Source organism: Roseinatronobacter bogoriensis DSM 18756 (assembly GCF_004366635.1).
GTDB classification, from domain to species: domain Bacteria; phylum Pseudomonadota; class Alphaproteobacteria; order Rhodobacterales; family Rhodobacteraceae; genus Roseinatronobacter; species Roseinatronobacter bogoriensis.
Genome location: NZ_SORN01000007.1, coordinates 63,689 through 76,899 on the forward strand (window position 1 = coordinate 63,689; position 13,211 = coordinate 76,899).

Here is a 13,211-nt window from a genome sequence, read left to right on the forward strand (position 1 = left end):
GGCTTATTCCTCCCTCAGATGCGTGCCCTTGATGACACGCGAATGCCCACGAAATTCAGCGATGACTGTGCCCGCTGCATCCTGTACGCGCACATCATAAATCCCCGACCGCCCCCTGCGCGAGATTTCGCGCGCCTGCGCGGTCAGTCTTGCGCCCAGTTCAACCGGGTTCAGGTACGTCACCGCACAATGCTGCGCGACAACACGTTGGTTGTAGGTATTGCAGGCAAAGGCAAAGGCGCTATCAGCCAGCGTAAAGATGTAACCGCCGTGGCACATGCCATGCCCGTTGGTCATCTGGTCGGTGATCATCATCGACAGTGTCGCCTCTCCCGGTGCGACATGGTCCAGTGACATGCCCAGATTCCTGCTCGCGCTGTCTTCTTTCCACATCGAATGTGCGCTCGCCTCGGCCAATGCCTGCGGGGTCATTGTGTCTGGATTGGTCATTTGCCCTGAAACCTTGGCTGTCGCTTTTCAAGAAACGCGGTGACACCTTCGGCATAATCTTCCGAAAATCCTGCGCGGCGCTGGAAATCCTGTTCAAGTTCAAGCTGGTCATCCAGACTGTTGACGCTGGCTGCATGGATCGCCTGCTTTGTCAGCCCAAAGCCAAAGGTCGGCCCCTCGGCCATACGCTGCGCCAAGGCGCGCGCTTCATCCATTAACGCCTCATCGGGCAGCGCTTTCCAGATCAGCCCCCAATCGGCAGCCTGCTGCGCGGATAGCGGCTCTGCGGTCAGGGCAAGCGCCTTGGCGCGTGCCTCGCCCAATAGCCGCGTCAGCGCCCAGCTTCCGCCCGCATCGGGCACCAGCCCCAGCTTGGCAAAGGCCTGAATGAACCGCGCCGATTGTGCGGCCAGCACAATGTCGCAAGCCAGCGCAATATTGGCACCTGCCCCCGCTGCCACGCCGTTAACTGCAGCAATCACGGGTTTGTCCAAGGCCCGGATAGTGCGGATAAGCGGCGCATAGAAGTCACCAATGGTCTGGCCCAGATCAGGCTTTGGCCCGCCCTTGCGTGGGTCGCGATCCCCCAGATCCTGCCCCGCACTGAACGCACGCCCAGAACCTGTCAGCAAGACCGCGCGCACGGCGCTGTCCTGCGCTGCGCGGTCGAGGCCCGCGCGCAGCGCATGGTGCATGTCAGCATTGAAGGAATTCAGCTTTTCAGGGCGGTTCAGGGTCAGCTCCAGAACCCCGCCTTGCAGGTGTGCGATCACCGTCGCAGGTGATGTCATGACAGTCTCTCCTCCCAGATCGAAAGAGAGACTTGCATAAACCGACCGATCGGTCAATTCTGTTTATCGCACAGATGCCCCCAAAATCCCACCCTGCGCAGGCAGCCGCAGGGTGGGCGGGCGGGGCGGCCTGCCTGCGCAGATCAACCCGCTTTCAAAACCCCGCGCGCGATCTGGTCTGCCTCGATCGATTCAAACAGCGCCTTGAAATTCCCCTCGCCAAAGCCATCGTCACCCTTGCGCTGGATGAATTCAAAGAAGATCGGCCCCACCATGGTTTTCGAGAAAATCTGCAACAGAATTTTCGTCTCTGCGCCGTCGACAACACCTTCACCATCAATCAATATGCCATGCTTGGACATCTTTTCGACAGGTTCACTATGGCCTGCCACACGCTCATGGCTCATGTCGTAATAGGTCATCGGGGGCTTGGGCATGAATTTGATTCCACGCTCGGCGATTGCATCGGTCGCCGCATAAATATCTTCGGTGCCCACAGCGATATGCTGAATCCCCTCGCCCTTGTAGCGCTTGAGATATTCGACAATCTGCCCGGTTTCGCCACGATCTTCGTTGATCGGAATCCTGATCCGCCCACAAGGAGAGGTCAGCGCGCGACTGAACAGACCCGTGAATTTGCCTGCGATGTCAAAGAAGCGAATCTCGCGGAAATTAAACAGACGACTGTAGAACTCGAACCAGGTGTCCATATTCCCTTTGAACACATTATGCGTCAGGTGATCCAGGTAATAGAACCCGACCCCTTGCGGTTTGGGGGCGCATAGCCAGTCAAATTCTTTGTAGGGATGCGCATCGCCGTAATCTTCGATGAAATAGATCAACGAACCACCAATGCCGATGATTGCAGGGACATCCAGCGCCTTGCCGGCCCCGGTATATGGCTTGGCCCCAAGCGCAACCGCATGATCGAAAGCGTGCTGCGCATCCACCACGCGCCAACCCATGGACGCGGCACATGGCCCATGCTCGGACGCAAATTCCATCGCGTGGCTGCCTGTGTCATTGTTCAGCACATAGGTAATGTCGCCCTGCTGCCAAAGCTCGATATCCTGACGCCTATGGCGGGCCGTGCGGGTATAGCCCATTGCACGGAACTGCGCGCGCAGGGTTTCGGGGTCTGGATGCGCGAATTCGACAAACTCAAACCCATCTGTACCGGCAGGGTTTTCTTTACTGATGCTGGCGCGGGGGGCGGCGTGCGGGAATGGGCCCATGATGACCTCCTCTATGATGACTCTTTGCCGCATATTATCCCGGCTCAAATGCGCATTCTGCGCAAAGTTGTGTCTGAACACCAAAGTTATGCTATATTTTGACGAAATCCGACAAATATACGCGGAGAATACGCATGATAGACAATAAAGACCGGGAAATCCTTGCAGCATTGCAGGAAAACGCCATGATGACCTCTGAGGTGCTGGGCACGCGCGTGCACCTTTCGCCCAGCCAGGCAGCACGCAGACGCCAAAAGCTGGAAGCACAGGGCACGATTACCAGCTACCGGGCCCGACTGGACCCTGCCCAGATCGGCCTTGGGGTGCAGGCCTTTGTTCAGGTTCAGATGGGCACGCATACACCCGACGGCGCCAGAAGCTTCAAGCACTTGCTTGGCGCAATACCGCAGATCGTCAACGCTTGGACCCTGACAGGAGAGGCCGATTATCTGCTGCGAGTGTGGTGCGCGGACCTGTCAGCACTGAACACGCTGATCCACGACCAGCTTTTGCCACACCCTGCCGTGGCGCGCGTGCAAAGCCAGATCGTCATGGAGCAATTGAAACAAGCCGCAGCCCTGCCCGTCTGATTGGCCCCGTAGGGCTGGACATTCGTCCCCCAAAATGGCCAAACAGGGCAGTCAATTTATGAGGGGCCGCATGGATAATTCAGCCTTGGCAGAGGGGGTGCTGTCCGGCAACCGCCGCGCATTGGCCCGCGCGATCACGCTGGTCGAAAGCACCCGAGGCGAACATCGCACACAGGCAGGCGACCTGCTGGAACGGCTGGCAGGGTCCGGGCGCGAAGCGATCCGAATCGGCCTGTCAGGTACGCCCGGCGTCGGCAAATCCACTTTTATCGAAAGCTTTGGGCTGATGTTGGCCGAACAGGGGCTGCGTGTGGCCGTTCTGGCAGTTGACCCTTCGAGCGCGCGAACCGGTGGGTCAATTCTTGGCGACAAGACCCGTATGGAGCACCTCTCGCGCCACCCGAAAGCCTTTATCCGCCCCAGCCCCAGCCAGACACATCTGGGCGGTGTCGCACGCCGGACGCGCGAAGCCGTCGCCCTGTGCGAAGCGGCAGGCTTTGATGTCGTGTTGATCGAAACAGTGGGTGTCGGCCAATCCGAAACTGTTGTTGCGGAACTGTCAGATGTCTTTCTGTTGTTGCTGGCACCGGCGGGTGGCGACGAGTTGCAGGGCGTCAAGCGCGGTATCATGGAAGTCGCCGATATCATCATCGTCAACAAAGCCGATGGCGACCTGAAAGCGACAGCGACCAGAACCTGCGCAGATTATGCGGGTGCGCTGCGGCTGTTGCGCCGCCGCCCACAAGACCCTGACGGCTTTCCCAAGGCGATGACAGTGTCTGCGCTGGAACAATCCGGTCTAGACAAGGCATGGTCGGATATCAGCGATCTTGTCACATGGCGCCGCGAAACAAGCCATTGGCAAGGGCGGCGCGCAGCGCAGGCCCGGCATTGGTTCCATGAGGAAATCCGCCAGACCTTGCTGGCGCGGTTGGAAACCCCCTCGGCCCAAAAGCTGACCAGCCACAAGTTACGCGAAGTTGAAACCGGGCAAACCACACCAACAAAAGCCGCCGCCTCGTTGGTTTCGACGCTATGGCCTGAAATGTCGCCCGAAACCCCAACGGAATCGCTTGACCTTGCGCAAGATACCCCCTAATAGCGCGTGACGAGTTTCGAGGCGCTGCGTTGCAGTGCCCTTTTGCTTTGTGGCCCCCGGGATGAATTGTTTCGGATGCCCTTTCAAGACGAGGATAAACCCATGTCGCGCCGTTGCGAACTGACCGGAAAAGGCCCGATGACGGGCAACAATGTAAGCCACGCGAATAACAAGACGCGTCGCCGCTTCCTGCCCAACCTTCAAGACGTGTCACTGCAGTCCGAAGCACTGGGCCGCAGCTTCAAGCTGCGGGTATCATCGGCTGCGCTGCGCTCGGTTGACCATCGTGGTGGTCTGGACGCGTATCTCGCACGCGCCAAGGATGAAGAGCTTTCGGCAAACGCGCTGAAGATCAAGCGCGAATTGGGCAAGGCAGCGCAAGCTGTCTGAACTGTTAGCCTGAAAAGAACACAAGCTCCCGCGCAGACGGGGGCTTTTTCGTTCATGCCCCTGCCAGACGATGTTTCGGTGCTTCTTTCCTTGTCGAGGGGCCATACGCTAGCGCTTACAAAATCAGAAGCGACATGACTGTGCGCATCCGCAGTTGGCAGGCTAAAAAATGAATATAAACAGGCGGTAAGGCAAGAGCGTGCGCTTGCGCGAGAGTTTTCGAAGCGTTATCGTGACAATGTGGTCCCGTAGCTCAACTGGATAGAGCACCTGACTTCTAATCAGGATGTTGGGGGTTCGAGTCCTCCCGGGATCGCCAAGCCTTTTTCATGTCTTTGAAAAGTCATAGCTTTTCGCCCTTTTGTTGGAACTTTTCGCCAAAGTTGGAACTTTTGCCCGCTTCCGATGCGCCGGTCAGGGTTCGTTTGCGGTCAAATTTCTTCGCATACAGGGCGATCATGCTGTCTGACTCGTGCCCAGTCCACGCCTTCACCTGATAGGGGGTCGCGCCCGCCTCGATCAGCAATTCAGTGCGACGCTTGCGCAGGCCATGAGCCGCCTTGCCCTCTAACCCGGCCTCTCTGGCCTTCTTGGAAAACCACTGCGACGCGGCCTTGACGGATCGCACAGTGCCATGCGCCGTCACCATGAAGGTGATGTGGCGCTCCGGGCGGCTGCGGATCGCGTGCGCCAAGTGGTCGAGATCGTCGCCAAGCTGCGCACCAAGGGGCGATGCGTGCCGCGCCATGGGCACGTAGGCGTCGCCGCCTGTTTTGCCCTGGCGAAATGTCAGAATGCCGTCGCGGCCTATATTGCCCTCGCCAAGCCTGATCGCGTCTGAAATGCGCGCGCCGGTCCAATAGATCAGCTCGAAGGCAAGTCGCGGGGCGCTGTCGATCGGCCAATGCTTGCGGAACTTGTCAACGTCGCCTTGCGTCCAGCTCGCATGACCGTCTGTCGCTTGGGTCTTTGACTTTGCCACCGCCGCCGCCGGATTGGCTGGTAAGCTGAACGACTCTGTGGCGTGCGCCATCAGCGCGCGCCAGACTTTCAGCCGGTTGTTGCGCGGATGCGGATCAAGCCCTTTCAGGTCTGCGCGGATATGCTCGGGCCTCAACGTGCGCAGCTCCGCCTGCCCATAGCTCTCTGCGATGCGGTCCAGCTCGGGCCTGCGCCGCGCTCGTGTCCCGTCGCTGAGTGCCGTCCAGTTGCCGCTGCGCAGATAGTCGCGGATCGCCTCATTGATCGATCCTTTCGGGGCTGGCAAGCGCAGGTCGATTCCGTCAAGGTCCATGAAGCTGGCCAGAGCCTTGGCATATGCTGCCAGGAACTTGGGATGATCTGTCGGCGCGTCTGGCATGGCCACGCGCTTTGATCCCTTCGGCCCCATGTAGAACCGGGGATTTCCACTCGGGAAGGTGCCAGACTGGTTCAGATACTTCAGAGCTGTGGAAATACGGCGTCGCATGACGCAAGCCCTCCCTCTGCGCCGTCCGGGTCGCAATCGTGCATCACCAGATCGATCTGCGCCCGCGACCATAGCTTGACGCCCGCCCGCGTGATCGGTGCAGGCATGATGCCCTCGCGCACCAGCTCGTCAAACTTGGTCGTAGATACGTCCAGATATTGCGCTGCGCGCGCGCGGCGCAGGTATCCGGGCCAGTCTGGTAGCGTTGCCTTGCTCATGCCTTGCCCGCCTTCGCCAGTGCCTTCTGCACGTCCTCGCGCTCGAAGGCGTAGGGTTTACCCTCGATCGCGCTCAGGCCGTATCGCTTGCACCAGCGCCAGAAGCGCGGGGGCATGTTCCGCCCAAAGCCCAGATCAGCGGAAAGGTCGCCTGCATAGATCATGTGCTGGCCTCCCTCGTTTTGATGATATGGACAAGTGCGCGGCGCAGGGACAGGCCGACATTCACTTGTAGGATCGTGTCTGCGCGCTCTACCCGGTCACAGAAGTATGCCTCTTTTTCCGGGGCTTCCATGTCCTCGATCTCGATCGTGCGGCCTGCCCTGGTAAAGCGCAGCATAGGCTGAACAGGGAATGGCTTTTTCTGACTGCGAAGCGCATAGCCCAAGCCGTCCCAATTGCCGCTGGCGACCAGATCGCTATCGATGATCACCAAAATAAAGTCGCCGGTCCGGGGTCTGGTTTCATCCAACTTACCAGCGCGCCACAATAGCTCGGCAAGTCGATAATGACAGAATTCACCATCAGGGCCGCGCGCGGTGTCAGTGCAGATATTCGCCTGCTGTAAGTCGTATTGCATTTGAGCAAAGCCATACGGCGTCGATCCATAGCGGGCCTCAAGCTCCGGGCCGATAGCCGATGCGATGCGCGCGGCAGGAACCACGCCACCGGCCAGTGGTGCCAGCTTGCGCGCAAGGTTCAGGCGCGACAAGGCCGCAAAACTATATCTGGCAAGACGCCCGCGCGCAGGCTGTGTAACCTGCGGCAGGGCGTTTCCTTCGCGCTTCAACATTTCAAAAGTCCGGTCGGGCAGGGATAGCGCCTGCTCAATTTCGGGGCCTGTGAAAGTGCCGATATGATCCACATCTTTACTCATATCCCACTCTTTACGGAACTATGCGCCCAATGTCAATACTTCCCACTTTATGCGGATTTAAATTCCTCTGGTGCATTCTGCGCCGTGCTCTGTGCTGTAGCGATCAAGCGCGTTTTCCAATTCTTGTCCCAGCTCTTCCGCAAGAAAGATCAATGCGGATTGGCCTTCCTTGCACTCACCTGCATTTTCCAGAAACGCGACGGCGTTAAGGACGCCAGACAGCCGCAGGGCAGTTGTGTGAATTGTGCAGATCGAGGGTGTGGGGGTGTGATCAGACATTAGATATTCTCCAAATCGGGGGCTATTTCGATCAACAGGTTGATTGCATGCTCCAAAGCGCTGGCCTGCATATGCATGCATCCCCATAGCGAATTGCCATCGGTTGCGCTGTCGCGCGCCAGCATCACGGCTTGCAGAATGCTGATCGCAGCAATCAATCTGTCATGAACCGGCGCAGCCTTCGGCAAGCCGGGGGCGTTCCCCGGTGTGGGGGTGTGATTGGTCATTGTGCTATTCTCCGGTTGTGGTATTGTTCTATATCGGAACATAGCAGGTGTTCTAAATTGGAACAAGATAAAAATTCATTGGCGCAATTGCGGGCTGCACGCGCTCTTATCGGATGGTCTCAGCAGGCGCTTGCGGATGCCGCTGGCGTATCATCTATGACAGTAAAAAGGGCGGAAGGCTCTGGAAGTCCTGCGGCCTCTGCCGATGCGGTGGCCGCCCTGCGCGCCGCCCTGGAAAACGCTGGTGTCGTGTTCCTGGCTGAAAACGGCGGGGGGCCGGGGGTTCGTCTGAGAAAGTGACGGGTGGCCCCAGTTACCTCCTGTGCCACCCTGCGCCGCGCCCTCGAAGGTTCACAAGGGCCGCGCCTGCTCGGGGTTCTATCGTGACTCTCCGAGTATACCGGGCGATAGGGCCTGCGAGTGCGCCCAGGGTGCCACCCTACTCCGTGCTTGTGCCTTTCCAGTCCACCAGCGCCAGCGCCTGCGCGGGGTCTATGCCCTGTTCCTTGGCCTCGGCCAGCGCCTTGATGATCGCGCCCAAAGCGCGGGCCTTGCCGCCTGTGTCGAAGGCTTGCAGGGGCCGCATGCAATCGATCGTGACGGCTGCGCCCAGCTTGGCGCTGCATTCCTCGGCCAGCAGCTCGGCCAGCGGCTGGATGGTCCATTGCGCAAGGTGGCGCTGTGCTTCCCTGATCACCGGGCCGGTTGCGCTGGGGTTCACCATCGCCGGAATCACGCCATAGGCCATCAGGATTGCAGCGCGGGCCTGATCGAGGGTTTCGCGCGTCATGGCGCGTTGCAGATCGGGGGTCAGGTCTTCGCGCTTCTGGCCAAGCTGCGGGTTCATGCCTGCGGCTATGGCCTGCGCCGTGCCCTCGATCACCATGGTTGAGCCACGGCGGCCCCGGAAGCTGGCGCGCAGCTCTTGCATATCTCCGGCGCTGCCCTCTGGCACGGGCAGAACCTGACTTCCCAGCGGGGCGGTCTGATACACATCGCGCAGGGCACTTTCCAGCGTGTGCAGCAGATCGCCGGTCAGGCTCGATCGCCGCAAGGGGATGGTGCCTGCCCACGGCGCTGTCAGATCGGCCCCGCTGCGCAGGTGGATCACTTCACCGGGCAAAGCCGTGACAGATCGCCCGCCGCCCGTTTCCGGGATGCCCAGCCGATAGGCGCGCGGGGTGCTGCCTCGTGTGGTCACGTCCCAGTCAAAAGCCGGGGTCAGGTGGTCGCCCTCGATCAGGAAAATGATTTCCCCGCGCAGGGCCATAGATCTACCAATGAGGGCCATGTGGCGCCGGGTCAGAAGATCCTGCACGCTGCAATCGGCCATCGCAAAGGCCGATTCCCACATGCTGACACATGACTGCACTGTGGCTGTCAGTTCGGCCATACCTGACGCGCCGGAAATGAAGGCATTCCGCGCCTGAATGACCTGTGCGGTATAGCCTGCGCCACTCGATCGGGTTTCGGGGGGCTTGCGCCGGAAGCGGTCGAGAATGCCCATGTCATGGCCTCCATCTGTTGAATGTGCGATGCAGGCCGCGCCGGTCCTGATCGTCGCGCAGCGGGTGCCATGATCGCGCCTCGATCTGCGCCGCCGGATAGGCTGGCCGGGTCACGGCGCTGAACTCGATCAGATCGGCGCGGCTGATCGATCGCAACAGGCCAGTGCCGCGCCGCTCGATCTTCTCGCCCCCGGCTGCAACCCGGAAGCCGGGGGAAAGCCCCCTGATCAGCCCTGCCCGATGCGCGGCCAGAAAGTCGCGCGCCCAGCTTGTGCCGTCATTCAGATCAGCCTCGATCTGGACGGCCTCGCCAGTGTCGCGGATCAGCAGCGTGCCTGCATTGCGACTGGCAAGCGGTTTTTCGAAGTCGTGACCGGCCAGAAAATAAATATCCTCTGCCTCGGCCTCGATCCGGGCTGCGAATGCGCGCGCCTCGATCCGCTCTGATCGCCCTGGCGCAAGCTCGGCCTCGATGCTGTAGGGGAAGCGCCCGACAAGTCGGACGCCCCCGGATTCGGCGCGCAGCTCCAGCGCGCCAGATGCTGCGCCCCAAAGCATCAGCCGCCCGCCGCGATTTGCAGGCCGGACAGGACGCGCAGTTGCGCAGGGCGCGCGACTGTCACATCCTTGGTCGCCAGCGCCGTGATCCGCAAGCCGCCTGCCTGTGCATCGCTGTAGGGATCGCGTATTGCGTCAATCGCTCCATAAAGTCCCACGAATACCGGGGCAATGCCGCCGGTGCTGGTGGTCAACAGCGCTGTCGTCGCCAGCGGATCGCCCGCCGGGGCCGCAAGCCCGTTGCTTGTGGTGTAGGCGTTGGGCAGATGCTTTGACAGGCGGTCCCATTCGGTCAGGCCGCTGCCAGCGTCCCAGATTGCGCCGTCGAGGAAGTCCCACAACTCTGGCCGGATCATGGCATTGATCGAGGCGGGGCCGCTGGCCGCGTTCGCGGTCATGAATGCGGTCACGCCCGCGCGGAATGCGGCCCATGTCGCCAGTTCATCAACTTCCTGCAAGGCGATTCCATAGGCCGATTGACCAGTGATCACGCCCAGCGGTTGCCCATCGCTGCCAGTGCCAAGGAAGGTGACGCGATCAAGCTCTGCCTGCATGGCTGCATTCATGTCGCGCCGCACGGCCTGTTCAAGGGCGCTGCCGGTCTGCTTCATGGCCTTGCGGGTCAGGCGCATCTGCACGCCAAGGGTGTGATCGGGTTTCAGGGGGCGGTCTGCGGTCTGGAACGGGGTCGGGCCGCCCACATTTCCGGCCTCTGTCGCCTGCCAGCCCACGGTTGCGCCTGCGGTCGTCACCGGCCATTCGGTCGCGCCGTGATCGATCTGGATCATCTGCGCGCCCATGCGGGCCGCGATGCTGTCAGGGAACAGGCGATCGATGATCGGGCGCGTGCTGATCGGGTCAGGCGTTCCAGCCGCAACCGTGTTGCGCATTTCCAGCGCAGCCCACGGGATCGGAATGCCGCGATAGCCGCCCGCGTTGCGCAGCTCTGTGACAATCTCGGCGGTTGCGCCGTCGAGGTTGTGGCCAGTGTCGAGGGCTTGCGCGACCTGGCGCAGCTCGAAGCGGGCCATCAGCTCGGAATACTCGCGATCAGAACGGGTTTCCAGATCGGCCCCGGCCTCGCGGCGCTCGGTGTCTTCTGCGATCAGGGCCGCGCGGTAGCGGGTTTCATTGGTCCGATATTCCAGATCGAGGCTGTCCATCGATCGGGTTTCGTCTTCGGTCGGGGTCGGCTTCGCGGCCAGTTCGGCCAGTTGCTGCCTGATCTCGGACTGTCTCCGAGAAATTTTCACTGAGTCCAGCATGTGATTTACTCCTGTGTTGCTGGTGAAGGTTGGTCAGTTTCCAGCGCGCGAATGGCGTCTTGCCATGCATCGCGGGCCGGGGTCTTGAGGGGTGGCGGGTGGCCACACTCAACGCGCGTCTTGCTGGTGTGACAGGACGGGCAAAGGGCTTGCAGGTTCTGGGGGTCGAAGGCCAAGGCCGGGGCCGTGCGAACAGGTTTGATGTGATCGACTTCCAGCCGCCCGCGCGCGCCGCATTTCTTGCAGCGGAAGCCGTCACGCTCGATCACGGCCATGCGCAGAACCTGCCACCGCCGCGTTGCCGTGACGCGCTTGGAATGGCGCTGAAATTCTCGGGTCATGTCCATAGCGCGCGCGCCTTCTTCTGGGGTGTGGCTTTCATGCGCGCGCCCTGGGCGATCGCGATCACCGCCGCCGCCGCTGCATCGATCCGGCCAAGGGATCGGGCTTTCGCCAGCTTGTGATTGCCTGCCGGATCAACCAGCGTGATTGCATCAGCGAAGGCGAAGCGCAGCAGCATCGAGGGCGCGACCTTCACTTCACCGTCAAACAGGGCGCGGCGGAAACGCTCGATGTCTTCGGCGCTGTCCTTCCAGCCAAAGCCGCGCCAGATGAAAGGAACGCGGGCCAGCCCTGCGCCCTGCATGGCTTCGACAAATTCCGCATGGCGGAATCGGTCGCCCACGATCGCAACCGGGGTTTGCCCGTCCAGATGCTTCACCACCTCGGCCAGCCATCGCCCTGGGGGAACCGTGTTTTCACCCATCACGGACAGTTCGCCGCGTTCGTTCATCTGGACATAGCGATCTGAAACGCCATCCGCCGCGCCGCGATCTGCCAACGAAGGAAAGGCCGGGAACGTGCCAAGGGCTTCCAGCCGTCCAGTATCTGGCCAGTAGAAAGCCGCGGCTGACATGCTGCGCGATCCGCCCAGATCAACACCCAGAACGCAAGGGCCATCGCGCGGGGGCAGTTGATCGGGATCGACTTCAGCCGCCATCCATTCGTCAACCGTCACCAGCACAGAACGGTCTTCGGTCGAGACGCGCTCATTCCTGTTCAGGTTGCGGAAGCTGGACAGGGCAGAACCGCCGCGCGCGATTGCCCGCCGCGCCTGTGCCACCAGCCAGTCAGGGGTTGCGCCGATGCCCTCGATCGCGCCGGGGTTGGCGATCAGAAGGCTATTAGGATCATCAGCAGGCAAGCCCATAGGGGGGCGGTGTTCCTGGATGAAAGTTCCGGGGGGCGGTTCGTCCAGCCAGCGGCTGAATGTGTTGGCGTCATCCGGGGCCGATGTGGAAATGATCAGCGCGCGCCCGTCACGTTTACCAAGGCCGGACAAGATCGCGTTCTCCAAGCTGTCGCCCTTCTCGCGTTCCCATGCCGCCCGTTCGTCGAGGATCGCCAAGGTGGGGGCACCGCCCAGAACCGACTTCCCATCCGCTGCGATCACGCGCGCCAGCCCGCCGCCATTGCCCTGAAATTCGACTTCCAGCTTTGATCCGCGCCGGATCGTGAACAGCTCCTGATCGGCCTCTGGCAAGCCTTCGAGGTATCCGACAAGGAAGTTGAAGGCGATCCGTGCCTGATCGCGATTCCGCGCTGCAAAGATGATCTCGCGCTTGGGCTGCGGGGCTTCTTGCAGCGCGCCCACCAGCTCGGCCAGCGCCAGACCAGCGGCCAGCGCCGTCTTGGCGTTGCCGCGCCCAATGGATAGAACGCCCACCATCACGTCAGGCCGGAAGGTGCCCTTGACGAACGATTTCTGGAATTTTGCCAATTTCAGCGGTTTTCCGGCTTTTTTGCCCTCTGGAATCCGCAACAGGGCCAGAAATTGGCAAGCCCGCATTCCGGGCGATTTTCCGGTGATCCGGGGCAGGAATGAGAGAGGAACAGTCCCACCCCGGTCCCCACGGTTCAAGGATTCGCCAGATGGGGCCCCCGCAAACATGCTGATCTGTCGCTCATCGTGTTTCATCTCGCGTATCTCACTACTCTAACGTTTCTAAGTCTTGTGCCCATCGGGCCGAGTTCAGGCTCTTGTGGCGGTCTGTAAGCGGGTTACTGTGACAGGGACTAAAACCCCGCCTGCCCGCCCCAGACCGCCGCGATGTTGCCGTCGGTCCTGAGACGAGGCCCCCGCATTGGTGCACACCTGCATTTCCCGATGCCCGGTGCCGCCTTCTCGTGTGTTCACCGGCTTTCGGGTGCCAGTGGGGTCTTTGGGCCGAGAAGGACCGCCAAAAGGCGGAAAGC

The 13,211-nt window shown here is 61.0% G+C and carries 17 protein-coding genes and 1 tRNA gene; 4 read left to right on the forward strand and 14 right to left on the reverse strand.

What is annotated here, in order from left to right:
- Positions 1-3: 3 nt before the first annotated feature.
- The 3 genes from paaI to hppD form a co-directional block, all read right to left on the reverse strand.
- A complete protein-coding gene (paaI, locus tag EV660_RS14035; protein ID WP_198510677.1) occupies positions 4-432 on the reverse strand; it encodes a hydroxyphenylacetyl-CoA thioesterase PaaI in 429 nt (142 codons plus the stop codon).
- 14 nt (positions 433-446) lie between these two features.
- Positions 447-1,241, reverse strand: a complete 795-nt coding sequence (paaG, locus tag EV660_RS14040; RefSeq protein ID WP_071479503.1) for a 2-(1,2-epoxy-1,2-dihydrophenyl)acetyl-CoA isomerase PaaG — start codon at positions 1,239-1,241, stop codon at positions 447-449.
- Between the two features lie 143 nt (positions 1,242-1,384).
- A complete protein-coding gene (gene hppD, locus EV660_RS14045; RefSeq protein WP_071481854.1) occupies positions 1,385-2,476 on the reverse strand; it encodes a 4-hydroxyphenylpyruvate dioxygenase in 1,092 nt (363 codons plus the stop codon).
- A gap of 134 nt (positions 2,477-2,610) precedes the next feature.
- Here hppD and EV660_RS14050 point away from each other — a divergent pair, with 134 nt between their 5' ends.
- The 4 genes from EV660_RS14050 (at position 2,611) to EV660_RS14065 (ending at position 4,874) form a co-directional block, all read left to right on the forward strand.
- Positions 2,611-3,066: an Lrp/AsnC family transcriptional regulator gene (locus tag EV660_RS14050; protein ID WP_071479502.1), complete on the forward strand. Its 456-nt coding sequence runs from the start codon at positions 2,611-2,613 to the stop codon at positions 3,064-3,066.
- Positions 3,067-3,136: 70 nt separating this feature from the next.
- Positions 3,137-4,165 carry a methylmalonyl Co-A mutase-associated GTPase MeaB gene (meaB, locus tag EV660_RS14055; protein WP_071481853.1) on the forward strand — a complete coding sequence of 343 codons (1,029 nt, stop codon included), beginning with the start codon at positions 3,137-3,139 and terminating at the stop codon, positions 4,163-4,165.
- 102 nt (positions 4,166-4,267) lie between these two features.
- Complete coding sequence (rpmB, locus tag EV660_RS14060) at positions 4,268-4,555, forward strand: 50S ribosomal protein L28 (RefSeq protein ID WP_071481852.1); 288 nt, start codon at positions 4,268-4,270, stop codon at positions 4,553-4,555.
- Positions 4,556-4,797: 242 nt separating this feature from the next.
- A tRNA-Arg gene (locus EV660_RS14065) sits at positions 4,798-4,874 on the forward strand.
- A 24-nt stretch (positions 4,875-4,898) separates the two neighbouring features.
- Here the strand turns inward: EV660_RS14065 and EV660_RS14070 are convergent.
- The 11 genes from EV660_RS14070 to EV660_RS14110 form a co-directional block, all read right to left on the reverse strand.
- Positions 4,899-6,023 carry a tyrosine-type recombinase/integrase gene (locus EV660_RS14070; protein ID WP_157798871.1) on the reverse strand — a complete coding sequence of 375 codons (1,125 nt, stop codon included), beginning with the start codon at positions 6,021-6,023 and terminating at the stop codon, positions 4,899-4,901.
- On the reverse strand, positions 5,996-6,241 hold the full coding sequence (locus EV660_RS18650) for a hypothetical protein (protein WP_071479500.1): 246 nt from the start codon (positions 6,239-6,241) through the stop codon (positions 5,996-5,998). The genes EV660_RS14070 and EV660_RS18650 overlap by 28 nt, the downstream gene beginning before the upstream one ends.
- Positions 6,238-6,405, reverse strand: a complete 168-nt coding sequence (locus tag EV660_RS18655) for a hypothetical protein (RefSeq protein WP_157798872.1) — start codon at positions 6,403-6,405, stop codon at positions 6,238-6,240. The genes EV660_RS18650 and EV660_RS18655 overlap by 4 nt, the downstream gene beginning before the upstream one ends.
- On the reverse strand, positions 6,402-7,118 hold the full coding sequence (locus EV660_RS14075) for a hypothetical protein (protein ID WP_071479499.1): 717 nt from the start codon (positions 7,116-7,118) through the stop codon (positions 6,402-6,404). Before EV660_RS14075 ends, EV660_RS18655 begins: the two co-directional genes overlap by 4 nt.
- Before the next feature lie 57 nt (positions 7,119-7,175).
- A complete protein-coding gene (locus EV660_RS14080) occupies positions 7,176-7,397 on the reverse strand; it encodes a hypothetical protein (protein WP_071479498.1) in 222 nt (73 codons plus the stop codon).
- Entirely contained in the window at positions 7,397-7,624 is a 228-nt protein-coding gene (locus EV660_RS18660) for a hypothetical protein (RefSeq protein WP_100319038.1), read from the reverse strand. The genes EV660_RS14080 and EV660_RS18660 overlap by 1 nt, the downstream gene beginning before the upstream one ends.
- 439 nt (positions 7,625-8,063) lie before the next feature.
- Positions 8,064-9,131, reverse strand: a complete 1,068-nt coding sequence (locus tag EV660_RS14090) for a phage portal protein (RefSeq protein WP_071479496.1) — start codon at positions 9,129-9,131, stop codon at positions 8,064-8,066.
- Between the two features lies 1 nt (position 9,132).
- Entirely contained in the window at positions 9,133-9,690 is a 558-nt protein-coding gene (locus EV660_RS14095) for an HK97 family phage prohead protease (protein ID WP_071479495.1), read from the reverse strand.
- A complete protein-coding gene (locus EV660_RS14100) occupies positions 9,690-10,955 on the reverse strand; it encodes a phage major capsid protein (RefSeq protein WP_071479494.1) in 1,266 nt (421 codons plus the stop codon). Before EV660_RS14100 ends, EV660_RS14095 begins: the two co-directional genes overlap by 1 nt.
- Before the next feature lie 5 nt (positions 10,956-10,960).
- Positions 10,961-11,302: an HNH endonuclease gene (locus EV660_RS14105; protein WP_071479493.1), complete on the reverse strand. Its 342-nt coding sequence runs from the start codon at positions 11,300-11,302 to the stop codon at positions 10,961-10,963.
- Positions 11,293-12,933, reverse strand: a complete 1,641-nt coding sequence (locus EV660_RS14110) for a terminase large subunit domain-containing protein (protein ID WP_100319039.1) — start codon at positions 12,931-12,933, stop codon at positions 11,293-11,295. The genes EV660_RS14105 and EV660_RS14110 overlap by 10 nt, the downstream gene beginning before the upstream one ends.
- Between the last annotated feature and the right edge of the window lie 278 nt (positions 12,934-13,211).